Raw genomic sequence first — 24109 nt, 5'->3', positions numbered from 1 at the left:
GCAGTGGGGCGCGGGGGCGGCGACGGGCTTCCTGTTGTTGGTGATGGGCAACGGCGGAATCGTGTTCGCGCAGAACCTGGGGGTGCCGTCCGGCGTGGCGGCGCTGGTGGTGGGCAGCATGCCGTTGTGGACGGCCATCTTCGGCGCGGCCTTCGGGCAGCGGCCGGGGCGCGCGGAGCTGGCGGGGTTGGTGCTGGGCTTCGCGGGTGTGGCGCTGCTCAACCTGGGCGGGGACATGGGCGGTGGCGGCGCGGCGGTGGTGGCGCTGCTGGTGGCGCCGCTGACCTGGGCGTTCGGTTCGGTGTGGAGCCGGCGGCTGCCGATGCCTTCGGGACTGATGACGCCCGCGACGCAGATGTTGACCGCGGGCGTGATGATGCTGGGCGTGAGCGAGGTGCTGGGGGAGCGGATGGTGGGCACGCCGCCGCTGCGCGCGGTGGTCTCATTCGTGTATCTGGTGTTGTTTGGTTCGCTGGTGGCGTTCAGCGCGTATGCGTATCTGTTGCGACACGCGAGGCCGGCGTTGGCCACCAGCTATGCGTATGTGAATCCGGCGGTGGCGGTGTTGCTGGGCGTGGTGTTCGCGGGGGAGACGCTGGGCCCGCTGACGTGGGGCGCAATGGCAGCCATTCTCTTCTCGGTGATGCTGCTGGCTCGCGGCAAGCGCTGACGGGCTTTTGGGTCCGGCAGTTGCGTGGCCTCCGGGTAGAGTCCGCGCCGTGCCTCCCGCCCCCGGTTCCGAGAGACGGCCTGTGCCCCTGTGGTTCGTGTGCATGGGGGTGGCGTGTGCCCTGCTCACCGCCTGTGTCAGTGGTTCCGCACATGGGGCCTTGCGCCTGGACACGCACACCGTCGGGAACGCCCGACATGCCGCCGCGCTGGCGGAGGGGATTTCCGCCCAGGGCGCCACTCGGGCCGGGGCCTCCATCCTGGTGCAGTACGCACCGATCATGCTCGCCTTGATGCAGAGCCACAACGCGGTGGGGGAACTGGAGGAGCGTCTCAAGGCGTGCGCGGTTCATGCGGACCAGCAGGGTAACGCCCGCTTCTTCAACAACCGCCCACCGACGCGTGCGGAGTGCCTTGAGGAACTGGCCCAGGACGAATGCGGCAGGCCCATCACCCGGGCCATGCGACTGGGACAGCAGAAGCACGTGCTCGCCCTTGAGTGCGCACGGGAGGTCCTGGAAGAGTTGTGGCCCGCGCCGTTCAGCATCGAGCAGCGCTATCGCTTCTATCCCACTGCCCGGTTCGTGGAGACCATCAGTCCCGAGAAGGAGGCGAGCATCATCGCCCAGGGTTGCACCGAGCAACTCTGGGGAAGCATCAAGCCTGACATCGTCCTCCATACGGATCGCAACCTGCTGAAAGCAGCCCTCACCCTGGACTTCAAGTTCCCCTGCCCTGACACCAACCCGCCGCGATGGACACCCTATGGAGACAGCAGCCCCCATGCGGGCAAGGATCAGGGGGGCGTCTACAAAGAGGCCTTGGGTGGGCGAGCGATGATGATCTCGCCACGAGAAATCGTAGTGTCCCCATGAGCAAGCCCCTTCCGGTCATCCGACTGCGGTCGAACGGCGGCCTCCCCCTGGCCCGTGATGGCGTCGTTCTCACCTTCTTCATCCACCGAAACCACGAAGAGGTGTTCTCAGCGGTATGGCGCGCCTTACAAACCTACCTTCGTGCCGTCCCACCCAAGTCGCTGAACTGGTACGACGCGGACGATGGCGACACCCTCGCACTCGATGACAAAGGGTGGGAGGTCATCCGCAAGAGGATGCTTGAGCGTCCTTGGAAACCCGGCTGTAGCGTCGCGTTGTCCGAAGATGCTTGCGAAGGCGACATCGCAGGTGGTTACCAGTTCGAGTATTACGGGCGCCGAATCGATGACCCTTTTTGGAAAGACCCCGCCACCGCGGTGTCTTTCACCTTTCCCACCGAGTACCTGAACGACCACGGTCCGGACCACTTGCGCGCCCTGGCGTTCAAGCTCGCGTGGGAACTTCCTTTCAGCTTCGGTTACGCAAGCCTCGCTGTTGTCGCACCCTATGGGTACTCGAGCACGTCGGATTGGGACCTCCTCCACGCACTCCGCGACCGCTACCTGGGTTTGGACCTCTACGACCTGCGTCACACCGCGTCTGTCATCGGCACCCATGCTCGGAGCGCCTCCTGGCTCACCTTCCTGGGCCGCCCCCTGCTCGGCCAGCTCGGCGGCATCGAAGGCTTGAGACAGGCCCTTCCCTTCCCTGAGGTCGCTCTCCTCCCCCTCGACAGCCAACGCCTGCTCATCACCTTGAGCGAATGGCCCGAGGCCATCGATATCGAACGGGAAGGCATCCCGCCCCAGTACCGGGCGCTGGCGCTCAAGCTGGAGCCCTTCCTCTACGAAAAGCGGTCAGACTGGCCTGCCAGCTACCTTGATCACTGGCTCCGGCGCCTCAGCCAGTGAAACAGGCGGGCCTGGAGCACCAGGCCCGCCCTTGGGTTTCCGCTCAGAAGATGATGGCGATGTCCTGAAGTTCCGGCCCGGTGGGCCCACCGATGGCCGCCTGTTCCGCGGTGGTCGCGGTCCGGGGGAAGAACGTGGCCGCGCCCGTCAGCAGATTGACCTGGTACAGGGAGTTGGGGCCCCTGCCCGTCGGGCACCCCGCCACCAGCGGCAATCCGTTGTCACCGCCGCCAATGTCGAACCCCGCCGCGCCAAACCACGTCACCCCCAGCGGGCCCACGTCCACCAGCGTTCCGCTGTTGGGAGGATCCTGCCGGGCCAACACCTTGCTGTTGCGCTCCAGGTCGAACAGCGTCGTCGCCGTGGCCCCCGCGACACTGTTCGTGTAGGCCGCACCGAAGACTTCCGGAGCAACGGGCGCGCGGTTGATGGCACCGTCCGTGGTCGTCGCCCCCGTGTCGACGTTGATGCGCAGGTTCTGCCCGGTGTTGCTCACCACGCGCAGGCGGTCCGCGACCGGATTGAAGTCGATGACGAACTGCGTCCCCGCCAGCGCGGTGAAAGGCTCCGTGGTGTCAGCGGCGTCCGCAGTCAGGGTGGACTTCGCGGTGGCCACGCCCGTCTGGGCATCCACCGTGTAGAGCTTGCCCGCGGAGGAAAGGGCATACAGCAGCCGGTCGGCCGGCCGCACATCGATGCCGAACAGCTTCTCCCCCGCCGGCACGCCCGACACCGTCACGGTCGCCAGGAGTGTGTTCGGCGCCGAGGCCGCGAACCGGACGAGCTGGTTGTCCACGGTGAGGCCCACGACCACGGGCCCGGTCGCCTGCTTCAGGGCCAGCCCCTTGAGGGGCTCGTCCACGCCGATGGCCGCGAGTTCCGTGGCGGCCGCCGTCAGGTTCTCCGGAGCAATGCGGTACAGCCGCGTCGTGCCGCCGACCGTCAGTGCGGCGTAGCCGATGTTGGTGCGCGCATCGATGTCGTAGCCATTCACCGCCGAGGCATCCACGCCCAGCGCTGCGGGGCTGGAGAGTGTTCCGTTGTTGGGAGGGTCCTGGAGGTAGACGGTGTCAGTCGCGGCATCCAGCACGAAGAGCCGGGTGCTGACGGTCTCCGCGAAGGAGTTGGTATAGGCCCCGCCGGAGACCTGCGCGCCGCTGTTGCCTCCGTTGATGGTGCCATCCGTGATGGTGGCCCCGGTGTCGACGTTGATGCGCAGGTTCTGCCCGGTGTTGCTGACCACGCGCAGGCGGTCGGCGACCGGGTTGAAGTCCACGGCGAAGTCCGTGCCGCCCAGGGCGGTGAACGGGTTGTCATCACCGGACATGGCGGCGAGTGTGGACTTCAGGGTGGCGACCCCGGTCTCCGGGGCGAGGGTGACGATCTTGCCGCCGCTGGTGAGGCCATAGAGCTGCGAGTCCGCGGGACGGTAGTCGATGCCCAGCAGCGATTCGCCTGCAGGAAGCCCTGTGACCGCCACGGAGCCCACCAGGGTGGTGGGCGCCGCGCGGTTGAAGGACACGATCTTGCCCGACGTGGTCAGGGCCACGACATCACCCACCATCTGGGGAGGCGGCGGATCCGGATCCGGGTCCGGCGGAGGCTTCGGATCGTCATGGCCTCCACAAGCGGAGAGGAGCAGGGCGGAGATCGCTGCGAGGACCTTGGAATGCTTTCTGGCGAGAGGCATGAAGTTCCTGGATTGGGATGCCGGGTTGGCGTTCGTGAGCCCTTACGAGGGCCACGTCGGAACTGGATTCACACGGCCCTGAAGCCACGCGGTACCGTCCGCGAATGAACCCGGGTCCCGTACCTTGAGCAGGAAGCTCGCGCCGCCATGGTTGGCCTGTGCGCTGCTCGCGGCATGCGCCAGTGGTCCCCAACGATCAATTCATGGGGACTATCGCCTCGATACTCACACCACCGCGCACGCACACCACGCAGCCATCCTGGCCCAGCAAATCGCCTCGGCCGCCGCGACCCGGGCCGCGGCCTCCACGCTGCTCCGATACGTCCCGGCCGTCATGGCCGTGATGCAGAGTCACAACGCCGTGGGGGATCTTGAGGAGCGCCTCGCGGCATGCGCCGCCCATGCCGACGAGCAGGGCAACGCCCTCTTCTTCAAGAAGCGGCCCCCGACACGGGACGAGTGTCGAGAGAGAGTGGGTTGGGACGAATGCGGCAGACCCATCACCCGTGCGATGCGGCTGGGGCAACAGAAGCACGTGCTCGCCCTGGAGTGCGCACGGGAGGTCCTGGACGAACTCTGGCCCACGCCGTACAGCATCGAGCAACGCTATCGCTTCTACCTGAATGCCGGGGTCGTGGAGACCATCAGCCCGGAGAAGGAGGCGAGCATCATCGCCCGGGGCTGCAGCGAGGAGTTCCGGGGCACCATCAAGCCGGACCTCGTCCTTCACGCGGATCGCAACCTGCTGAGGGCCGCGCTCACCCTGGACTTCAAGTTCCCTTGCCCGGATACAAATACGCCGCAGTGGACCGAGTATGGAGAGAACAGTCCCTACGCTGGCCTGAAACAAGGCAGCGTCTACGAGAAAGCATTGGGCGGGAAAGCACTGCTCGTTTCACCAGGAACAGGAGTGAATCCTCCGTGAGCGACCCGTTTCCCCATATCCAGCTTCGTTCCAGGAGCGGCGCGCTCGCGGCGCGTGATGGCGTTGTCCTGTCTTTCTTCATCCACCGCGACCACAAGGAGGTAGCTCCCGCCATCTGGCGAGCGTTGGAGACCTTCCTTCAGGCCATCCCGCCCAAGACACTGAACTGGTACGTCTCGGAAGAGGGCGACATGGACTCCCTCGACAAAACAGGCTGGGAGGTCATCCGCAAGAAGATGCTTGAACGCATCTGGGGACTCGCCTGGAGCGTTGAGTTGTCGGAGAGTCCTAGCGGAGCGGGTGGCTACCAGTTCGAGTATTACGGCAAGAAACTCGATGCGCCCGTTGGGCTTTACGGCGGAGACCCCGCCACTGCGGTGTCCTTCACGTTCCCTACCGAGTATCTGCTGGAGCATGGCCCCGACCACCTGCGCGCCCTGGCCTTCAAACTGGCATGGGAGCTGCCCTTCAGCTTCGGCTACGCCAGCTTCGCCATCGTCGCACCCCACGGATACTGGGGAGCGGGCGATTGGGACCTTCTCGACACGCTCCGTGAGCGCTACCTGGGCCTCGACCTTGACCACGTGAGCAATACGAGCGCGGTCATCGGCACCCACGCCCGGAGCGCCTCCTGGCTCACCTTCCTGGGCCAGCCCCTGCTCGGCCAGCTCGGCGGCATCGAGGGCATGAGGCAGGCCCTTCCCTTCCCCGAGGTCGTTCTCCTCCCTCTGGACAGCCAACGCCTGCTCATCTCCTTGAGCGAGTGGCCCGAAGCCATCGACCTCCAGCAGGGCGGCATCCCGCCGCAGTACCGGGCACTGGCGCTCAAGCTGGAGCCCTTCCTCTACGAGGAGCGCGCTGGCCTCCCCCCGCGCTACGAATACACCTGGCTCCGGCGCCTCTGCCGTTAGAGGCGCCGGTCCCAGGACTTTCAGAGCACCTTCGGCCAGGGCGACAACTTCTCCTCCTCGTACTTCCCGAGCAGCGCGTGCGTCGCCCTCGCGGCCTCCTCCACCTCCGCGCGGGGCAGCCCCTTCGGCAGCACTTCAATCAGCGTCGGGAAGGGAGCGTCGTAGACGACGAGGTTCTCCATCTCCAGCGGGTCGGTCTGGAGGTCGTAGAGTTCCCACTGGTCCGCGTACTCGCCGGAGGGGTCGAACGTGCGCGCCAGCTTCCAGCGCGGCGTGCGCACGCAGCGGACGTGGTTCGGCTGGCACACCGCGCCGGGCTTCAACCCGGGCACATGGCCCGCCCGCGTGCTCCCGTCGCGCAGCGCATCCACCGCGCGCGTGTACACCGAGAACAGGGCCGCGTCGTGCACCTGGTGCGGGTCCCCGGTGCGCGGCAGCGGCTCCGTGATTTCATCGTCGGTGATGAAGAGCACGCCCTCTCGCGGCGTCCCGTCGGACTCCAACACGGTGTGGGACTCGCCGCGCGCCAGCGGGCTCAGGTCCGCGCCGACGAACGGCGGCACCGGGCGGTGCAGCCTCAGGTCGGTGCGAATCGCCGCGACCTCCTCGTTCGGAATGCCCGCCAGTCCCAGCAGCGTGGGCACGATGTCCGCATGGCTCGTGAGCGCTTCAATCTGCCGCGTCGGCTGCTCCTCCGAGAACTGCACCACCAGCGGCACGTGCAGCGCCTCCTGGTAGGACGCGTGCCACTTCTCCATCAGGTAGCCGTGGGCCGCGCCGTATTCGCCGTGGTCGGAGAGGAACACCACCAGGGTGTTCTTCCGCAGGCCCGTGTCGTCGAGCGTCTGGAGCACGCGCGCGATGTGCCCATCCACCAGGTGGATCAACCACGCGTAGTACTGCTGGAAGCGCAGCGCCGCCTCTTCCGGGTCCGCCGTGAGCTGGAAGGGAATGCCGGAGTTGAGGGTGACCTGCACCGGGTCGATGGCCTCGTTCGCCTGGTGCAGCGTCAGCCCCGTCTTCGACGCGAGCGCCAGGCCCACCTTGTAGGCGTAGTCCCGCTGGCAGCTCGGCTTGTTCTCCAGGGTGTCGCGCAGGTTCGTCGGCACATGCGCGTTCTCCTGCGGGAACTCCTGCGGATTCAGCGGCATCGTGAAGGTGCCTCCCACGGGCGTGGTGGACCACGACGTCACGGCCGGAACATTCAGGGGCCGCAGCTTGGTGGAGTTCGGATCCAACTGCCTCGGCAGGATGGGATACGTCGCGATGTCGTGGGGGTTCGTGAACGACGCGACCGCGAGCCACGGCTGCGTCTCCCCATCCGGCGGCGCCGCCCGGGGCGCGGAATAGGACTGGTTCGCCAACGCCCGGTTGTAGGGCTGTCCCAACGCCATCCGGCGCAGGAAGTCACACGCGAGGTCCGCGAAGCCGATGTCGCGGAAGGCCCCCAGGTTGTTGACGGAGGCCCCGTGCGGCTCCGGGTACGACAGCTCCCAGTCCTCGAATCCGTACCGCTTCAGCGAATGCTCCGGCGGATTGCTCACGTGCCACTTGCCGAAGTAGTGCGTGTGGTAGCCGGCCTTCTGGAACCAGTGCCCCAGCGTCGGAATCCCGTCCGCCGCGAGCCAGGGGAAGGCCGCCGCGTCGCCACTCTTGAACAGGCCGTCCGTCTGCGTCACGCCCGTGCGCGTGCCGTACTGCCCCGTGTAGATGACCGACCGGCTCGGCGTGCAGGCCGAGGCCGCGATGGTGTGGTTGCGGAACACCGCCGCGTTCTTCTGGAGCGCCGCGAAGCCGGGGAAGAACTTCCGGAAGGGGTTCTCCTTCCCCTCTTCGTTCACGAAGCCCAGGATGTCCTTGATGCCCGGCAGGAAGCCGCCGTCAGGGCCGTAGGCGAACCGGGGGAACTGGAGCTGATCAACCGTCAGGACGAGGATGTTGGGGCGCGTGGCCATGAAGCCTCCTGAGCCCCAACAGAGCACGCGCCGTGCCGCGCCCGCGCCCCAGGAGCCCCGTCCCATCCGGGCCCCCGGCTGCGTCCTCCTCGAACGCAGCCGCGTCCCACCGGGGCGCGCCGTCGCGTCCCTTCAGCTCGGGGTGCGCGAAACGTCCGTCGGCGTCGCCGACTGGGTCTCCGTGCGGCGGGGCAGCCAGACGTTGAAGGTGGAGCCCTGGCCAATGGTGCCCACCGACTCCGCCCAGATGCGGCCGCCGTGCTGCTCCACGATGCCCTGGCTGATGGTGAGCCCCAGCCCCAGCCCGCCGTACTTGCTGCCGTGCGCGCGACCGAAGCGCTCGAAGATGAGGCGCTGCTTCTCGCTGGGGATGCCCACGCCCTGGTCCTTCACGGACAGGTGCACGCCGCTGTCACCCTCCGCCACCACGCGCACCAGCACGACCCCGCCCTCGGGCGAATAGCGGATGGCGTTGGACAAGAGGTTCGTCAGCACCTGGTCCAACCGCCCCCGGTCCCACGTGCCTTCCAGGTGCTCGGGGACCTCCACCTTCAGCTCGTGCGTCTGCGACAGCACCGCCATCCGGTCCCGCGTCTCCAGCACCAGTTGCGACAAATCAAACGGCTCCAGCTCCAATGACAGCCGTCCCGCCTGCAACCGACTGATGTCCAGCAGGTCCTCCACCAACTTCGCCATGCGGTCGATCTGCCGGTTGATGATCTGCAACGACTTGCCGGGCCCGGCCTCCGTCTGGCCTCCCAGCTTGAGCAGCGCCAGGTGCGCGTGCCCCTTCGCCGCGGCCAGCGGCGTGCGCAGCTCGTGGCTCGCGGCGGCGAGGAACGCGTCCTTCGCCTCGCTCGCCAACCGCAGCGCCGTCTCCGCGCGCTGACGCTCGGTGATGTCGCGCGCCACGGAGATGAAGCGGCCCGGGCCCTCGCCCTCCGCCACGTACTGGAGCACCACCTCCACCGGGACCTCGGAACCGTCGCGGCGGCGGTGGTTGGTGGAATAGGTCTGCGACGGCAGCGTGCCGGACATCAGCGGCGCCAGCAGCTTGCGGAAACCCGTCTCGTCGAAGGCGCTCTCCACCTCCAGCACCGACAGGCCCACCAGCTCATCCACGCCGGCGTTCAACTGCTTGGCCGCGCCCGCGTTCGCGTACGCGAGCGTGAGCGTGTCCGGGGAGAACATCAGGACGCAGTCCAGCGTCGCGTCCAGCGTCGTCTTGAAGCGCCCCAGCGTCTCCTCCGCGCGGCGCTTGTCGTCGATGTCCGTCGCGATGGCCAGCCAGCCCACCAGCGCTCCGTGCTCGTCGTGCTCCGGCACCGCCCGCGCCAGGTGCCAGCGGTAGACGCCGTCCTTGCGCCGCAGGCGGAACTCGTTCGCGCTGCCCTGCACGCGCTCCAGCGCTTCGCCCCACACGCCGCTCATCCGCTCGCGGTCCGCCGGGTGCACGTCCTGCAGGAAGGTGGCGAGCGACAGCTCATAGCCCTCCTGGTGGCCGGTGTAGTCACGCCAGGCCCGGTTGGCGTACGTCAGCGACCCGTCCGCCCTCGCCGCCCACATGATTTCCGGCAGCGACTCCGTGAGGCGCCGGTAGCGCAGCGCGCCCTGGCGCTCCAGCATCTCCCGGTCGCGCTGACGCAACAGCGTCGCCTGCCGCTGGAGCTGCTGCTCCTTGAGGAACAGGTCCACGAAGACGCTGACCTTCGAGCGGAGGATTTCCGGGTCGAAGGGCTTGAGCAGGTAGTCCACCGCGCCGTGCGCGTAGCCCTTGAAGACGTGGGCCGCGTCGCGGCTGAGCGCGGTGAGGAAGATGATGGGGATGGTGCGCGTGCGCTCGCGCTGCTTGATGAGCGCGGCCGTCTGGAACCCGTCCAGGCCCGGCATCTGCACGTCCATCAGGATGACCGCGAAGTCGCGCTGGAGCAGTTGCTTGAGGGCGTCCTCGCCGCTGGTGGCCTTCACCAGCTCCTGGCCCAACGGCTCCAGGATGGCCTCCAGGGCCAGCAGGTTCGCCGGGTGGTCATCCACCATCAGGATGGCCGCGCGCGGGGGGTGCGCGGCTTCCTGGGGACGTTCCGGAGTGGTTTCTGTGGAGTTCATGTGCGCGACGGGGGAGCGCGTGGGCCAAGGACCCGGGACACAGCGAGCAAGGCTAGGGCCGCCCCCTTCCAGACGGAAGTGCAAAGGGGGCCCCGAAGTGGATCGCCGCCGTTGAGTTTCAAGCACTCACCCACAGACGAACCAGTTCCAGGAGCTTGTCGGTGTCCACCGGCTTGGGCAGGTAGTCGCTCGCGCCGGCCGCCATGCACTTCTCGCGGTCGTCCTTCAGCGCCTTGGCCGTCACGGCGATGATGGGGAGGCTGGCGTACTTGGGGTCCTTGCGGATGGCACGCATGGTCTCGTAGCCGTCCATCTCCGGCATCATCACGTCCATCAACACGACGTCCACGTCCGGGTGATGGCCCAGCATCTCGATGGCGGCCCGCCCGTTCTCCGCGAAGACCACCTGCATGCTGTGATTTTCCAGCACGCTGGTGAGCGCGAAGATGTTGCGCATGTCGTCATCCACCAGCAGCACCTTCTTGCCGGACAGCGGGGCGTCCTGGTCGTTGCGCTGCGCCAGGGCCGCACGCGCGCGCGCCGGAAGATTCTCGTCCAGGCGGTGCAGGAACAACGCCGTGTCGCTGAGAAGCTGGTCGGGGCTCTTCGCGCCGCTCTTCAGGATGACACTGCCGGTGTAACGGCGCAGGCGGGCCTCGTCCTTCGGCGTCAGTTCGCGGCCGGTGTAGACGACGATGGGCAGGTCGCGGAAGCGCTGCTGCGTCTTGACCTCCTCCACCAGCTTGATGCCGTCCATGTCGGGCAGCAGCAGGTCGATGACGAGGCAGTCGTACTCGTTCTCCTCCAGCTTCTGGAGGGCCTCCTGGCCCGTCGCCACCGCGGTGACCTGCACGTCGCCGCCGTCGCTGAGCAACTGGGTGAGGCTGTTGCGCTGCACGTCGTCGTCCTCGATGACCAGCAGCCGTCGCTCGCGGCGCTCCAGGAAGCGGGAGAGCTGGCCGAAGACGCGCTCCAGGCCCTCCTTGCTCACGGGCTTGGTGAGGTAGCCGAACGCGCCCTGCGTGTTGCCCAGGTGCTTGTCCATCACGCTGATGATGTGGACGGGGATGTGGCGCGTGCGCGGGTTGCGCTTGAGCCGGTCCAACACGCTCCAGCCGTCCACCACGGGCAACTGGATGTCCAGGGTGATGGCGTCCGGCTGGTACTCGTGCGCCATCGCGAGGCCGCTGTCGCCGCGCGTGGCCACCAGGGCCTTGAAGCCCTTCTCGCGCGCCATCTGCACCATGATGCGGGCGAACTTCAGGTCGTCCTCGATGATGAGCAGGGTGCGGTCGCCCTCGCGGATGTGCTCGCGGTCATCCTCCACGACGACGGGGGCGTGCGGGCTCTCCACCTGCGGGGGCAGCGCGGCGTCCAGCACGTGCCCTTCCTTCTCCGCCGTGGTCGGCTGCGGAGGCGGCAGCGGCGCGAGCGGGGCCGGGATGACGACGAGCGGCTCTGTCGCGGAGCCCAGCGCGCGCACCGCTGGGTCGGACGTCTGCGCGGTGCCGTCCTCGTCCGCGCCCTGGTACTCCGGCGGCAGGTAGAGGGTGAACGTGCTGCCCTTGCCGGGCTCGCTCTCCAGACGGATTTCGCCGCCCAGCAGCTTCGCGATCTCCCGGCTGATGGACAGGCCCAGGCCCGTGCCGCCGTACTTGCGCGCGGTGGAGCCGTCCGCCTGCTGGAACGCCTCGAAGATGATGCGCTGCTTGTCCTTCGCGATGCCGATGCCACTGTCCTTCACCGCGAAGGCGAGCACGTGGCGCGAACGGCGCAGCGCCTCGTGGTCGAAGCGCATGGACTTCTCCGCCAGGCGCACCGTGAGCTTCACGCCGCCCTCGTCGGTGAACTTGAAGGCGTTGGACAGCAGGTTCTTGAGCACCTGCTGCAACCGCTGCGGGTCCGTGCGCACGTGGCGCGGCGTGCCCGACAGCACCTCCACGTGGAAGGAGAGGCCCTTCTGGTCCGCCACCGGGCGGAAGCTGCGTTCGATGAACTGGTTGAGCTCCGTGAGGACGATGTCCCGGGGCTCCACCTGCATCTTGCCCGCCTCCACCTTGGACAGGTCGAGGATCTCGTTGATGAGGCTGAGCAGGTCCCCGCCGGACGCGTAGATGGTGTTGGCGTACTCCACCTGCTTGTTGGACAGGTTGCCGTCCTTGTTGTCCGACAGCAGCTTCGCGAGGATGAGCAGCGAGTTGAGCGGCGTGCGCAATTCGTGGCTCATGTTGGCCAGGAACTCGCTCTTGTACTTGGAGATGATGGTGAGCTGCTCCGCCTTCTCCTCCAGGCTGACGCGCGCCAGCTCCACCTCGCGGTTCTTCTCCTCCACGCGGGTGTTCTGGTCCGCCAGCTCCTTCGCCTTGTCCTCCAGCTCGATGTTGGTGCGCTTGAGTTCGTCCTGCTGCTGGGTGAGCTCGCGCGACTGGCTCTGGAGTTCCTGCGTCAGGCGCTGCGACTCGGAGAGAAGGGTCTCCGTGCGCATGTTCGCCATGATCATGTTCAGCACGACGCCAATGGTCTCCGTCAGTTGATCGAGGAAGATCTGGTGGATGGCGCTGAACGGGTGGAAGGACGCCAGCTCGATGACGGCCTTCACCTCGCCCTCGAAGAGCACGGGCAGGACGATGATGTTGAGCGGCGCGGCCTCACCCAGGCCCGACGCGATGGTGATGTAGTCCGACGGCACGCGCGTCAGGAGGATGGTCTTCTTCTCCAGCGCGCACTGGCCGACGAGTCCCTCGCCCAGCCGGAAGCGGTTCGCCAGGTGCTTGCGCTCCCGGTACGCGTAGGTGCTGGTGAGCTTGAGGGCCGGCACGCCGCCCTCGGCATCGGAGAGGAAGAAGGCGCCGTGGTGCGCGGACACCAGCGGGGTCAGCTCGCTCATGATGAGGCGGCTGACGGCATCCAGGGACTTCTGGCCCTGCATCATGCCGCTGAACTTCGCCAGGTTCGTCTTGAGCCAGTCCTGTTCCTGGTTCTTCTGCGTGGTCTCACGCAGGTTGACGATCATCTGGTTGATGTTGTCCTTCAGCGCCGCGACCTCGCCCTCGGCGACGACCGTGATGCTGCGGGTCAGATCGCCCTTCGTCACGGCGGTGGCGACGTCGGAGATGGCGCGCAGTTGGCTGGTCAGCGTGCCGGCCAACTGGTTCACGTTGTCGGTCAACTGTCGCCACGTGCCGCGCGCACCGGGCACGCGGGCCTGGCCGCCCAGCTTTCCCTCGATACCCACCTCGCGGGCCACCGTGGAGACCTGCTCCGCGAAGGTGCCCAGCGTGTCGGTCATGTTGTTGATGGTGTCCGCGAGCGCCGCCACCTCGCCCTTCGCGTCCACGATGAGCTTCTGCGTCAGGTCGCCGTTCGCGACCGCCGTCACCACGCGCACGATGCCGCGCACCTGCGTGGTGAGGTTGGAGGCCATGAAGTTCACGTTGTCCGTGAGGTCCTTCCACGTGCCTGCGACACCGGGCACGCGGGCCTGGCCGCCCAGCTTTCCTTCCACGCCCACCTCGCGGGCCACGGAGGACACCTGCTCCGCGAAGATGCCCAGCGTGTCGGTCATGTTGTTGATGGTCTCCGCGAGCGCGGCCACTTCGCCCTTCGCGTCCACCACCAGCTTCTGCTTGAGGTCGCCGTTGGCGACCGCCGTCACGACCTTCACGATGCCGCGCACCTGCGTCGTCAGGTTGCGGGCCATGAAGTTCACGTTGTCCGTGAGGTCCTTCCACGTGCCGGACACGCCCTTCACTTCCGCCTGACCGCCCAGCTTGCCTTCGGCGCCCACCTCGCGAGCGACGCGGGTCACTTCGGAGGCGAAGCTGTTGAGCTGGTCCACCATCGTGTTGATGGTGTTCTTCAGCTCCAGGATCTCGCCCTTCGCATCGACGGTGATCTTCTTGGAGAGGTCACCGTTCGCGACCGCCGTCGTCACCAGCGCGATGTTTCGCACCTGGCTGGTGAGGTTGGAGGCCATGCTGTTCACGTTGTCCGTGAGGTCCTTCCACGTACCGGCGACTCCCGGCACCGCGGCCTGACCGCCCAGCTTGCCGTCCGTACCCACTTCCTTCGCGACGCGGGTCACTTCGGAAGCGAACGCTCGGAGCTGGTCCACCATCGTGTTGATGGTGCTCTTCAGCTCCAGGATTTCACCCTTCGCCTCGACGGAGATCTTCTGTGACAGGTCGCCGTAGGCCACCGCCGTCGTCACCTTGGCGATGTTGCGCACCTGGTCGGTGAGGTTCGCGGCGAGGACGTTCACGTTGTCCGTGAGGTCCTTCCACACGCCCGCGACACCGGGCACCGCGGCCTGACCACCCAACTTGCCTTCCGTACCGACTTCCTTGCCGACGCGCGTCACTTCGGAGGCGAACGCGCGGAGCTGGTCCACCATCGTGTTGATGGTGTTCTTCAGCTCCAGCACCTCGCCCTTCACGCTCACGGTGATCTTCTGCGACAGGTCGCCGTTCGCGACCGCCGTCGTCACCTTGGCGATGTTTCGCACCTGGTCCGTCAGGTTGCCGGCGAGGACGTTCACGTTGTCCGTGAGGTCCTTCCACACGCCGGACACGCCCTTCACGTCGGCCTGACCGCCCAGCTTGCCTTCCGTACCGACTTCCTTCGCGACGCGCGTCACTTCGGCGGCGAACGCGCGGAGCTGGTCCACCATCGTGTTGATGGTGCTCTTGAGCTCCAGCACCTCGCCCTTCGCATCGACGGTGATCTTCTTCGACAGGTCGCCGTTGGCGACGGCCGTCGTCACCTCCGCGATGTTTCGCACCTGGGCCGTGAGGTTGTTGGCCAGCAGGTTCACGTTGTTGGTGAGGTCCTTCCACGTGCCGGCGACACCCGGCACCTCCGCCTGGGCGCCCAGCTTGCCTTCCACGCCCACCGTGCGCGCCACGTCCGTCACCTGCTGCGCGAAGACGGACAGCGTCTGCGTCATCGCGTTGATGGTGTCCGCGAGCGCCGCGATTTCACCCTTCGCCTCCATCACCAGCTTCTGGGACAGGTCGCCGTCGGCCACCGCCGTCACGACCTTGACGATGCCTCGCACCTGGGTGGTGAGGTTGAAGGCCATGCTGTTCACGTTGTCCGTGAGGTCCTTCCACACGCCGGACACGCCCTTCACGTCGGCCTGACCGCCCAGCTTGCCGTCCGTGCCGACTTCCTTCGCGACACGCGTCACTTCGGCGGCGAACGCGCGGAGCTGGTCCACCATCGTGTTGATGGTGCTCTTGAGCTCCAGCACCTCGCCCTTCGCATCGACGGTGATCTTCCGCGACAGGTCGCCCTTCGCGACGGCCGTCGTCACCTCCGCGATGTTACGGACTTGGTCGGTGAGGTTGTTCGCCAACAGGTTCACGTTGTTGGTGAGGTCCTTCCACGTGCCGGCAACGCCCGGCACCACGGCCTGGGCGCCCAGCTTGCCTTCCACGCCCACCGTGCGCGCCACGTCCGTCACCTGCTGCGCGAAGATGGAGAGCGTCTGGGTCATCGCGTTGATGGTGTCCGCGAGCTCCGCCACCTCGCCCTTCGCCTCCATCTTCAGGCGCTGGGTGAGGTCGCCGTTCGCGACCGCCGTCACGACCTTGGCGATGCCTCGCACCTGGGTGGTGAGGTTGGACGCCATGAAGTTCACGTTGTCCGTGAGGTCCTTCCACGTGCCGGACACGCCCTTCACGTCGGCCTGACCTCCCAGCTTGCCGTGCGTACCGACCTCGCGCGCGACGCGGGTCACTTCGGAGGCGAAGCTGTTGAGCTGGTCCACCATCGTGTTGATGGTGTTCTTCAGCTCCAGAATCTCTCCGCGCGCATCCACGGTGATCTTCTTGGACAGGTCACCCGTGGCCACCGCCGTCGTCACCAGCGCGATGTTTCGCACCTGCGTGGTGAGGTTGGAGGCCATGCTGTTCACGTTGTCCGTGAGGTCCTTCCACGTGCCGGCGACGCCGGGCACCGCGGCCTGACCGCCCAGCTTGCCGTCCGTACCGACTTCCTTCGCGACGCGCGTCACTTCGGAGGCGAACGCGCGGAGCTGGTCCACCATCGTGTTGAGCGTGCTCTTGAGCTCCAGCACCTCGCCCTTCACGTCCACGGTGATCTTCCGCGACAGGTCGCCATTGGCGACGGCGGTGGAGACCTCCGCGATGTTTCGCACCTGGCTGGTGAGGTTGGACGCCATCAGGTTCACGTTGTCCGTGAGGTCCTTCCACGTCCCCGCGGCGCCGGGCACCTGGGCCTGGGCGCCCAGCTTGCCCTCCACGCCCACCGTGCGCGCGACGCTGGTCACCTGCTGCGCGAACACGTTGAGCGTGTCCGTCATGTTGTTGAGCGTGGCGCCCAGCGCGGCGATTTCACCCTGCGACGGCACCATCAGCTTCTGGGTGAGGTCGCCGTTGGCCACCGACGTCACGACCTTCACGATGCCGCGCACCTGCGTCGTGAGGTTGGACGCCATGAAGTTCACGTTGTCCGTGAGGTCCTTCCACGTACCGGACACGCCCGACACGGCGGCCTGTCCGCCCAGCTTGCCTTCGGTGCCGACCTCGCGCGCGACGCGGGTCACTTCGGAGGCGAAGCTGTTGAGCTGATCCACCATCGTGTTGATGGTGCTCTTGAGCTCCAGCACCTCGCCCTTCACATCCACGGTGATCTTGCGCGACAGGTCTCCGCGCGCGACGGCCGTCGTCACCTCCGCGATGTTTCGCACCTGCGCGGTGAGGTTGCCGGCGAGGACGTTCACGTTGTCCGTGAGGTCCTTCCACACGCCGGACACGCCCGACACGGCGGCCTGACCGCCCAGCTTGCCTTCCGTGCCGACTTCCTTCGCGACGCGCGTCACTTCGGCGGCGAAGCTGTTGAGCTGATCCACCATCGCGTTCACGGTGGTGCCGATGCGCAGGAACTCGCCCTTCACCGGCTGGCCGTCGATCTCCAGCGCCATCTTCTGGGTGAGGTCGCCTTCGGCCACCGCCACCAGCACGCGGGCGACTTCCGTGGTGGGCTGCACCAGGTCGCCGATGAGCGCGTTGATGGACTGCACGCTGGTGGCCCAGTCGCCGCGCACATCGCCCAGCGTCACGCGCTCGCCCATGCGGCCCTCGCGGCCGACGACGCGCTCCACCCGGACGATCTCGTGGGTGAGCGTGGAGTTGAGCGTCACCACCGCGTTGAACGCGCGGGCGATCTCATCCATCACCACGTCCTGCGCGCCCGAAGGCAGCCGCACGGAGAAGTCACCGCCCTGCACGGCCCGCAGCGCCGCCAGCAGTCGTTGGAGCGGCGGAGGCCCGCCCGCGCGCGTGGTGTCCTCGGGGGCGTTCCGGCTGTTGCCGTTGCGTCCCCGGGCAGGGGCCCGCCGGGAGGTGGCGGGCTCGGCGGATTGGGAGGCGCTCGCGGTGCTCAGCCGGTTGGCCGCGACGTTGGCAGGCGACCGGGCCCCGGGGGACGTGCCCTCCTGGGCCGCGGCGGCTGCCTGCGTCTTGCGCCCGTTGGGGCGCTTGCGGGGAGCGGAGGAGCTGGAAACCTTGGTGTCGTCCACGAATGAAACCCCTGATCGGCTGAAGCGTTGCGGCGGGAGCTGTAAAAACGACCTGCGAACCCATGAATCTCCAGGGAGTTCGCGGGCTTGTCGAATGCAAAGCCTGGGTCACCAGCACCCTTTTGTCGGGCACTGAACGTCAGAATGACCCCAGGTCACTGCATCCCCGGAAGCCCCGGACGGGAGCCTTCCCATAACAGCTTCAGGGAGGCGTGGCGGTGCAGGGGAAGCCGTCACACCCCTGGACGTACAGTGCTCGCCCCGGGAGTCGCCGGGCAGGCGCGCGGGTGCGGTCGGGCACCTCCTGGCGGGCTCCGGAGCGGACATCGAAGCGGAGCGCGGCGGGGGGTGGCGCTTCCTCGGTCGCCCCACAGCGCAGCAGGATCTGATCCGGGGTGTCCAGCCACCAGAGGAACTCCACCGCGCACGGGGCCTCCGCGCGCACGAGCGCGAGCGTGCGGGCCTCATAGACGAGGACCCCTCCGCCCCACTCCACCGCCGCCAGCACGCCACCGGGCCCCACGGAGAGCCGGCCTCCGGTTCCTGGCACCTGCGCCTGCCCCAGCACCTTGCCATCCGGGGCCACGGAGACGAGCTGTCCGGCGGCATCCAGCGCGATCACCCCACCCGCGTGGCCGACGAGCTCCTCCGGCGGAGTGATGTCCCCCACCTGCTGGAGCAGCCCGTCGCGCTCGCGCAGCAGATGGCCTCCGGCGGCGACCCACAGCGTCCGCTCTCCGTCGAAGGCGAGCGCGGTGGCGCCGGGAAACTCCAGCCGCGAGTGTTTGCCCTTCTCGCCACAGACGGCGACGACGCGGGGACCGAACACCGCCGCGCGTGAAGCATCGGGCGCCACGGCCCAGCCCAGGCGCGTGGCCCCGGCGAGCTGCCGTGACAGACAGTCATTGAGCGCGCCCAGGTGCGCGTCACCGGCGGGAGAGGCGATGAGGTACGGCAGGCTGGTGGTGGCGACGTAGAGCAACAGCCCCAGGCCCGCGGCGACGACGAGCGTGAGCGGCCAGGCGAGGACGCTCGCGCTGCGTGGCAGCCGTGCGCCCTTGCGGCCCACCACCCCATGCCCTTCCCGTCCGCCCACGCACGCTCCCTTCCGGACCGGAGGACAGCACAGAACCGGCGTGAAGACTCGACGAGGAAGGACGCCCATGTCGCGGAAGCCCGCCTGCTGGACACCGGACGCGTGGCAGGGGCCCTGGCCTGTGTCCTGCAACCGGGGCCCGGCATGCACTTGCGCGCGCGTTGGCGGCAACGGATGCGGCTGCTGGGCCTCGGGCTGTGGGGCCTGGGCCTCGTGGGCGTGGGGCTCCTGGCCGCGATGGAGGGGTTCTACCGGCTTGAACTCCACCGCCTGCCAGGACTGCCCACACCGCCGGAAGCCACCGACAGGCTCCCCGCGAATTTCGCCCGGACGTGGTGGAGCCTGTTCGAACCCGGAGACACCCTGACGGTGGAGCCGGTGTGGGCCTGGACCGCCGTGGCAAAGGTTTCACGCCCCCTCGTGTTCGGCTCGCTGCCGCCCCCGCCTTCGGGCTGGAATCTGGCGAACGCGGTCGCGAGTTCCTGGGCGGCCCACCCATCACCCACGGGCCAGCCGTTCCACTTGAAGTCGTCCCAGCGTCTGGCGCTGGGTATCTGGCTGACGCGCCACTGGAGCGCCGAAGAGCTGCTGGCCTTCCAGGCGCGGCACGTGACGCTGGGACATGACGTCGTCGGCGTGTCCGAGGGGGCGCGGCGCTACCTGGCGAAGGAGACCGCGGACATCACGTTCGCGGAGGCCGCACTGCTCACCTCCATGGCGGGCCTGGGCGGGGCGCAGCGGGAACATCCGGAGTGTTTCATCGAACGGATCCGCCCGCGCAGGGATCGGCTGATCCAGCGATTGCGCGAAGCGGGCGCCGTGACACACGCCGAGGAAGCCGCGGCCCGGAGTCAGCCCATTGTCCTGAGCCTCGCGGACTTCGACGCGCATCCCTGCTCGCGCTGAAGGCCGCCGAAGAGGCGTGTGCAACCCCCTGGGTGCTCCCTCTTCGCCTCACGGGCGTCGTGCAGGCTGGCGACCTGCCATGTGCCGTCTTCTCTCCCTGGGTTGCGGTGTCGGGTGAAGCACACACCTTTATCCCTCAAGGGACGGGGAAAGGATTCCAGACATGCGACGCTCCATCACCACCGCGGCTTTGGCTTTCAGCTTCTTGCTCTCCACCAGCGCGCTCGCCCAGCAGGTAGGCGACGGGTCGAGCCCCGGGACGACCCCCGGCTCTTCCGGCACCTCACCGGAGATGACCACCACGGGCCAGACGGGCACGGCGGGCTCCACCGGCACGTACACGCCGGGCACCAACAACTCCACGGGCGTGCAGACGGGTAACACCGCGACCGGCACCGGCGGTTCGGGGACCGGCGTGAACCCGATTCCGGGCACCACCGGCACCGGCACCACGGGGGGAGGCACTTCTGGCGCGGGCGGCACCGGGACCAGCGGCATCGGCACGGGCTCGCCCACGGGCACCGGCTCCAGCGCGGACACCTACGGCACGGGCAGCACCGCGCCCTCCACCGGCACGGGCTCGTACACGTCGCCTTCGACCGGGACGAGCACGGGCACCTACGGCGGCACGGGCACCAGCACCGGCACCTACGGCGGCAGTGGGACGAACAGCACCGGCACCACGGGAGGTACGGGCACCGGCACCACGGGCTCCACCGCGCCCGGCACCGAGGGCAGCGGCAGCACCGTCATCTCGCCGGGTGGCACCGGCACGGGCGGCACCGGCACCAGCGGCACGACCGGCGGCGTCGGCGGCTCCGGCACCAGCGGCTCGGGCGGCACCATGGGCGGCGTGGGCGGCACCGGCACTGGCGGCTCCAATGGCACGCTCGGCGGCAACTAGCCTGCCCTCTCAAGCATTGCATGACACGCGCGGCCGCCAGCACTTCGCTGACGGCCGCCGTCGTGTCTGTCTTTACTTCGGCGCATCCAGCGCCGCCATCGCCCGGCCCACGTACTCCATCAGCCTGGGGTCGCGGCCCTGGCGCTGCGCCACCTGGGGCTCCTGCTGGTGCAGCGTGTCGAGCGACTTCTCGATGCCGGGGTTGCCGCCCGTGAAGGCGCGGACGAGCTCACGCCAGCGCGTGGCCAGCGCCCGCACCGGTTCGGTGGCGGGGTCGGTGCCCCTGGCCATCTCCTCCTGCATGCGGGCGATGAGACGGGGCCACTCGGCCTCCACCTCCTTGATGGCGTCTTCGCCCATCGCCTGGCGACGGGCCTCCAATTCCTTCAACTGCTCCGGGGTGTAGTGCTTTTCGAACATGGCCATGGCCTCGATGGTGTGGAGGAAGTCGTCGGCGGAGACGGGCTCCGCCGCGCGCAACTGCCGTGCGATGGCATCCAGGCGCTCGCAGAGTTGACGTTGCTCCGCCAACTGCTCGCGTGCCCGTTGGAGCCGCAGCTCCACCACGCGCAGGGCGGAGAAGTCCGCCCGGCCCAGCGTCCCGGCGATCTCCTCCAACGAGAACCCGAGCTGCTTGAGCGACAGGATGTGACTCAGGCGGGCGATGTCCGCCGCCGTGTAGAGACGGTGCCCCGACGCCGTGTGCGCCGAGGGCTTGAGCAAGCCGATTTCGTCGTAGTGGTGCAGCGCGCGGATGGACAGCCCCGTGCGCCGGGCCAGCTCGCCGACCTTCAGTTCCGTGTGCTGCATGCCTCACCCCTTTCCAGTCACCGTGCCGCTTTCGTGACTGGATGTGATGGGTACAACCTCACGTCGCGTGAGGTGCAAGGGGGAAGACGCAGGACCTGGGGGAGGGGGTCGCCAACGGCCGACCGGTGTTGATAGGGTCCAGCCCGGTCCGGCGATGGACGCCGGCTCCCGCGCACCACCAGGAGGCTTCCCAGATGAACCTGCCACTTGTCGCCGTCGCGGTCCCTGCCCTCCTCTCGCGGGCGCTCGCCAACTGAGCCGGTTCGAAGCACCTCCCGCCGCAGCGCGAGCCCCCTGTCCGCCAAGCGTCCCGGAGCCGTCCGGAATGCCCAGGCACCGCACTGCCCGGAGTTTCCTTCGTGTCACTTGAATCCCTCGGCTGGGGTCCCGATTTCGACCTCGCGCTGTCCGCTTCGCAGTCCACTTCCGCCGTCTCCCTCGTCCCCGGCCGCGTCGTGCGCCAGCACCGGGGCCTGCTCACCGTCCAGACCTCCAGCCGGGCGCTGCTCGCCCGGGCCGCCGGACGGCTCCTCCACCAGGCCGAGTCCGCCGAAGCGCTGCCCACCATTGGCGACTGGGTGCTCCTGCAACCGCCGTCGTCCGGTGACGGCGAGGCGCTGATGCAGGCCGTGCTGCCCCGCCGCAGCGTCCTCAAGCGACGCGAGGCGGGCAGCGAACACGACGGACAGCTCATCGCCGCCAACGTGGACGTGGTGTTCCTGGTGGTGGGCCTGGATGGCAACTTCAACCCGCGCCGCATCGAACGGGCCCTCACCCTGGCCTGGAACAGCGGCGCCACGCCCGTCGTCCTCCTGAGCAAGGCGGACCTCGCGGCGGATGCCGCCGCGCGCGTGCTGGAGGTGCAGGCCCTGGCCCCCGGCGTGGACGTGCTCGCGGTGAGCGCGAAGGAGGGCCTGGGCATCGAGGAGGTGCGCTCCCGGATTCCGGCCGCGAAGACGGGCGTGCTGCTGGGCTCGTCGGGCGTGGGCAAGTCCACGCTCGCCAACCGCCTGCTGGACGCCGCGCGCCTCGTCACCCAGCCCGTGCGGGCGGAGGACGACAAGGGCCGGCACACCACCACGCACCGCGAGCTGTTCGTGCTGGACCACGGCGGGCTCGTCATCGACGGGCCCGGCATGCGCGAGTTGGGGCTGTGGGGCGAGGACGAGAAGGTGTCCCTGGCCCAGGCCTTCGCGGACGTCTTCACGCTGGCCGAGGGCTGCCGCTTCAACGACTGCGGACACCGGAACGAACCGGGGTGCGCGGTGACGGCGGCGGTGCAGGCCGGCACGCTCCCCGAGGAGCGGCGTGCCAACTTCGAGAAGCTCCTGCGCGAACAGTCCTTCAACGCCCGCCAGGTGGACGCCGCCGCGCAGAAAGAACACAAGCGCGCCCAGCGCAAACAGACGCTGGAGGGCTCGCAGCGAGGCCGCGCGAAGCGGCGCGGCGAATAGACAGAAACACCTTGGGGCACGGCGCGGAGCCACCTGCTTTCCGCGCCGTTTCTCCGACGGGTGGCTTCAGAGCCCGGGGTTCGTCTCCGGCACCGAACCGGACGGCGGAAGCGGCGGCGGGGTCGGGGTGGAAGGCACCTGCACCGGAATGTCTGAATCGTCGGGCGTGCGGCCCGGAGCCTCCAGCGGCATGCCCGGGGTCGGAAGCCCGCTCGGGTCTCCCGCGGCACAGGCATAGGCCACCGTGCGCGTGCCCACGAGCAGCAGGGGCAGCATCACGCCATACCCCACGCAACTGCTGGCCTCGTCGTCCGACACGTTGCTTCCGGAGCACACCGCCCCGCCAATCAGGGCGCCCGCGGCCACGAGGCCCGCCTGGATGAAGAAGTCCAGGGGGGTCACCCGGCTCTGCGCCCAGGCCACGCCGTTCTGGCACTCGCTGCCGGGCGGCTTGGACAGAGGCACCAGTCCCGCCGCCGTGAACCATTGCCGGTCCTCATGGTGCGGTCCCTGTTCGGGTCGCAGGTTCGTGGTGATGTGGGTCCGATAGCAGCCCGTCTGCCCCAACATCAGCGCCGCCATCGACAGCGCGACCGCGTGTGCCTTCCGCATGCGTTGCCCCATCCCGGTGAGTGACCGTGCTTCTGGCCTGGGCCCGTGCCTAGCCCGAAGCGGCACGTCGCGGGAAGAGGGGGACGGTGCAACCTACCGACGCCGCCGGGCGCTGACGGGCAGCCCGTCGAACGCGGTCTCCACCATGCCGCGCAGGCACGCTTCGTCCATGCCGGCCTTGCCCAGGGCCTCCAGGCCCCGGAACACCGCGAGCAGCATCGCCGCCAGCTTCCGGGGGTCCGCGCTGGCGGCCACGTCGCCGTGGCGCTGCGCCTTCGCGAGACAGTCCGTGAATTGCGCCTCGATGCCCTGGAAGGCCTGGAGCGCCCGGTCCGTCACGTCCGTCGCGCCCTCCGACGCCAGCTCCGCGGTGCCTCTCGCCAGCAGACACCCCCGGCGGCTGGGGCCCGCGGACGCCGTGGCCGCCCCCAGCAGGTAATGCCGCAAGCGCTCCAGGGCTCCGGCGTCCGGGCCCTCCAACGCCTGCCGCATCGACTCCATGGAGTTCGTGCAGTAGCTGTCGAAGATGCGCAGGAAGAGCTGATGCTTGTCGCCAAAGGCCCCGTAGAGGCTGCCCTTGCCCAGCCCCGTGGCCCGCATCAGGTCATCCATGGAGGTCGCCGCGTAACCCTTGTTCCAGAACTGGTCGCGCACCGCGCGCAGCACCTGGGCTTCGTCGAACGTTCGTGGCCGGGCCATGGAGATAAATTAGAAGTTATTGACCTGTCTCTTATACTCATCT

At 68.3% G+C, this 24109-nt stretch carries 16 protein-coding genes; 8 read left to right on the top strand and 8 right to left on the bottom strand.

What is annotated here, in order from left to right:
• The 3 genes from yedA to D7V88_RS20175 all read left to right on the top strand — a co-directional run.
• Positions 1-670 (top strand): drug/metabolite exporter YedA (gene yedA / locus D7V88_RS20185; protein WP_120542281.1); only part of this gene is annotated, 670 nt, incomplete at its 5' end.
• Between the two features lie 82 nt (positions 671-752).
• Positions 753-1544, top strand: a complete 792-nt coding sequence (locus tag D7V88_RS20180) for a hypothetical protein (protein WP_244238270.1) — start codon at positions 753-755, stop codon at positions 1542-1544.
• Positions 1541-2455 (top strand): DUF3396 domain-containing protein, encoded by a 915-nt coding sequence (locus D7V88_RS20175; RefSeq protein WP_120542280.1) that lies wholly within the window; start codon positions 1541-1543, stop codon positions 2453-2455. Before D7V88_RS20180 ends, D7V88_RS20175 begins: the two co-directional genes overlap by 4 nt.
• A gap of 43 nt (positions 2456-2498) precedes the next feature.
• On the opposite strand, the gene D7V88_RS20170 is transcribed toward D7V88_RS20175, so the two are convergent.
• Positions 2499-4145, bottom strand: coding sequence for a DUF4394 domain-containing protein (locus D7V88_RS20170; protein WP_120542279.1), 1647 nt, complete (start codon positions 4143-4145; stop codon positions 2499-2501).
• Between the two features lie 124 nt (positions 4146-4269).
• On the opposite strand from D7V88_RS20170, the gene D7V88_RS20165 reads away from it, so the two are divergent.
• Both D7V88_RS20165 and D7V88_RS20160 read left to right on the top strand, forming a co-directional pair.
• Complete coding sequence (locus tag D7V88_RS20165) at positions 4270-5070, top strand: hypothetical protein (protein WP_120542278.1); 801 nt, start codon at positions 4270-4272, stop codon at positions 5068-5070.
• Complete coding sequence (locus D7V88_RS20160; RefSeq protein WP_244238269.1) at positions 5067-5981, top strand: type VI immunity family protein; 915 nt, start codon at positions 5067-5069, stop codon at positions 5979-5981. Before D7V88_RS20165 ends, D7V88_RS20160 begins: the two co-directional genes overlap by 4 nt.
• A 20-nt stretch (positions 5982-6001) precedes the next feature.
• On the opposite strand, the gene D7V88_RS20155 is transcribed toward D7V88_RS20160, so the two are convergent.
• From D7V88_RS20155 to D7V88_RS20140, 4 genes are all read right to left on the bottom strand, one after another.
• Positions 6002-7936, bottom strand: a complete 1935-nt coding sequence (locus D7V88_RS20155; RefSeq protein ID WP_120542277.1) for a sulfatase-like hydrolase/transferase — start codon at positions 7934-7936, stop codon at positions 6002-6004.
• Positions 7937-8068: 132 nt separating this feature from the next.
• Positions 8069-10042 (bottom strand): hybrid sensor histidine kinase/response regulator, encoded by a 1974-nt coding sequence (locus D7V88_RS20150; protein ID WP_120542276.1) that lies wholly within the window; start codon positions 10040-10042, stop codon positions 8069-8071.
• Positions 10043-10160: 118 nt separating this feature from the next.
• Positions 10161-17585: a HAMP domain-containing protein gene (locus tag D7V88_RS20145; RefSeq protein WP_120542275.1), complete on the bottom strand. Its 7425-nt coding sequence runs from the start codon at positions 17583-17585 to the stop codon at positions 10161-10163.
• Positions 17586-17787: 202 nt separating this feature from the next.
• Positions 17788-18681, bottom strand: a complete 894-nt coding sequence (locus D7V88_RS20140) for a hypothetical protein (RefSeq protein ID WP_120542274.1) — start codon at positions 18679-18681, stop codon at positions 17788-17790.
• Between the two features lie 174 nt (positions 18682-18855).
• Between D7V88_RS20140 and D7V88_RS20135 the strand changes: the two genes are divergently transcribed.
• Positions 18856-19587, top strand: coding sequence for a transglycosylase domain-containing protein (locus D7V88_RS20135; protein ID WP_158625115.1), 732 nt, complete (start codon positions 18856-18858; stop codon positions 19585-19587).
• Between the two features lie 163 nt (positions 19588-19750).
• On the top strand, positions 19751-20491 hold the full coding sequence (locus D7V88_RS43085; RefSeq protein ID WP_158625114.1) for a hypothetical protein: 741 nt from the start codon (positions 19751-19753) through the stop codon (positions 20489-20491).
• 72 nt (positions 20492-20563) lie between these two features.
• Here the strand turns inward: D7V88_RS43085 and D7V88_RS20120 are convergent, their stop codons facing one another.
• Complete coding sequence (locus D7V88_RS20120) at positions 20564-21301, bottom strand: MerR family transcriptional regulator (RefSeq protein WP_120542271.1); 738 nt, start codon at positions 21299-21301, stop codon at positions 20564-20566.
• A gap of 359 nt (positions 21302-21660) precedes the next feature.
• On the opposite strand from D7V88_RS20120, the gene rsgA reads away from it, so the two are divergent.
• Positions 21661-22755 carry a ribosome small subunit-dependent GTPase A gene (rsgA, locus tag D7V88_RS20115; protein WP_120542270.1) on the top strand — a complete coding sequence of 365 codons (1095 nt, stop codon included), beginning with the start codon at positions 21661-21663 and terminating at the stop codon, positions 22753-22755.
• Positions 22756-22821: 66 nt separating this feature from the next.
• Here rsgA and D7V88_RS20110 read toward each other — a convergent pair whose 3' ends face one another.
• Together D7V88_RS20110 and D7V88_RS20105 are read right to left on the bottom strand one after the other, a co-directional pair.
• Positions 22822-23367, bottom strand: a complete 546-nt coding sequence (locus tag D7V88_RS20110; RefSeq protein WP_120542269.1) for a hypothetical protein — start codon at positions 23365-23367, stop codon at positions 22822-22824.
• Positions 23368-23460: 93 nt separating this feature from the next.
• Positions 23461-24066, bottom strand: a complete 606-nt coding sequence (locus tag D7V88_RS20105) for a TetR/AcrR family transcriptional regulator (RefSeq protein WP_120542268.1) — start codon at positions 24064-24066, stop codon at positions 23461-23463.
• Between the last annotated feature and the right edge of the window lie 43 nt (positions 24067-24109).

Source organism: Corallococcus terminator, from assembly GCF_003611635.1.
Classification (GTDB): Bacteria; Myxococcota; Myxococcia; order Myxococcales; family Myxococcaceae; genus Corallococcus; species Corallococcus terminator.
This window is presented reverse-complemented; position numbering and strand designations above follow the sequence as displayed.

Excerpts from the sequence above, each read along its gene's own strand:
- D7V88_RS43085 (WP_158625114.1), top strand. The coding sequence starts at position 19,751 with ATGCGACGCTCCATCACCACCGCGGCTTTGGCTTTCAGCTTCTTGCTC.
- D7V88_RS20110 (WP_120542269.1), bottom strand. The coding sequence starts at position 23,367 with ATGCGGAAGGCACACGCGGTCGCGCTGTCGATGGCGGCGCTGATGTTG.
- D7V88_RS20155 (WP_120542277.1), bottom strand. The coding sequence starts at position 7,936 with ATGGCCACGCGCCCCAACATCCTCGTCCTGACGGTTGATCAGCTCCAG.
- D7V88_RS20150 (WP_120542276.1), bottom strand. The coding sequence starts at position 10,042 with ATGAACTCCACAGAAACCACTCCGGAACGTCCCCAGGAAGCCGCGCAC.
- D7V88_RS20135 (WP_158625115.1), top strand. The coding sequence starts at position 18,856 with ATGCGGCTGCTGGGCCTCGGGCTGTGGGGCCTGGGCCTCGTGGGCGTG.
- D7V88_RS20170 (WP_120542279.1), bottom strand. The coding sequence starts at position 4,145 with ATGCCTCTCGCCAGAAAGCATTCCAAGGTCCTCGCAGCGATCTCCGCC.
- D7V88_RS20175 (WP_120542280.1), top strand. The coding sequence starts at position 1,541 with ATGAGCAAGCCCCTTCCGGTCATCCGACTGCGGTCGAACGGCGGCCTC.
- D7V88_RS20105 (WP_120542268.1), bottom strand. The coding sequence starts at position 24,066 with ATGGCCCGGCCACGAACGTTCGACGAAGCCCAGGTGCTGCGCGCGGTG.
- D7V88_RS20120 (WP_120542271.1), bottom strand. The coding sequence starts at position 21,301 with ATGCAGCACACGGAACTGAAGGTCGGCGAGCTGGCCCGGCGCACGGGG.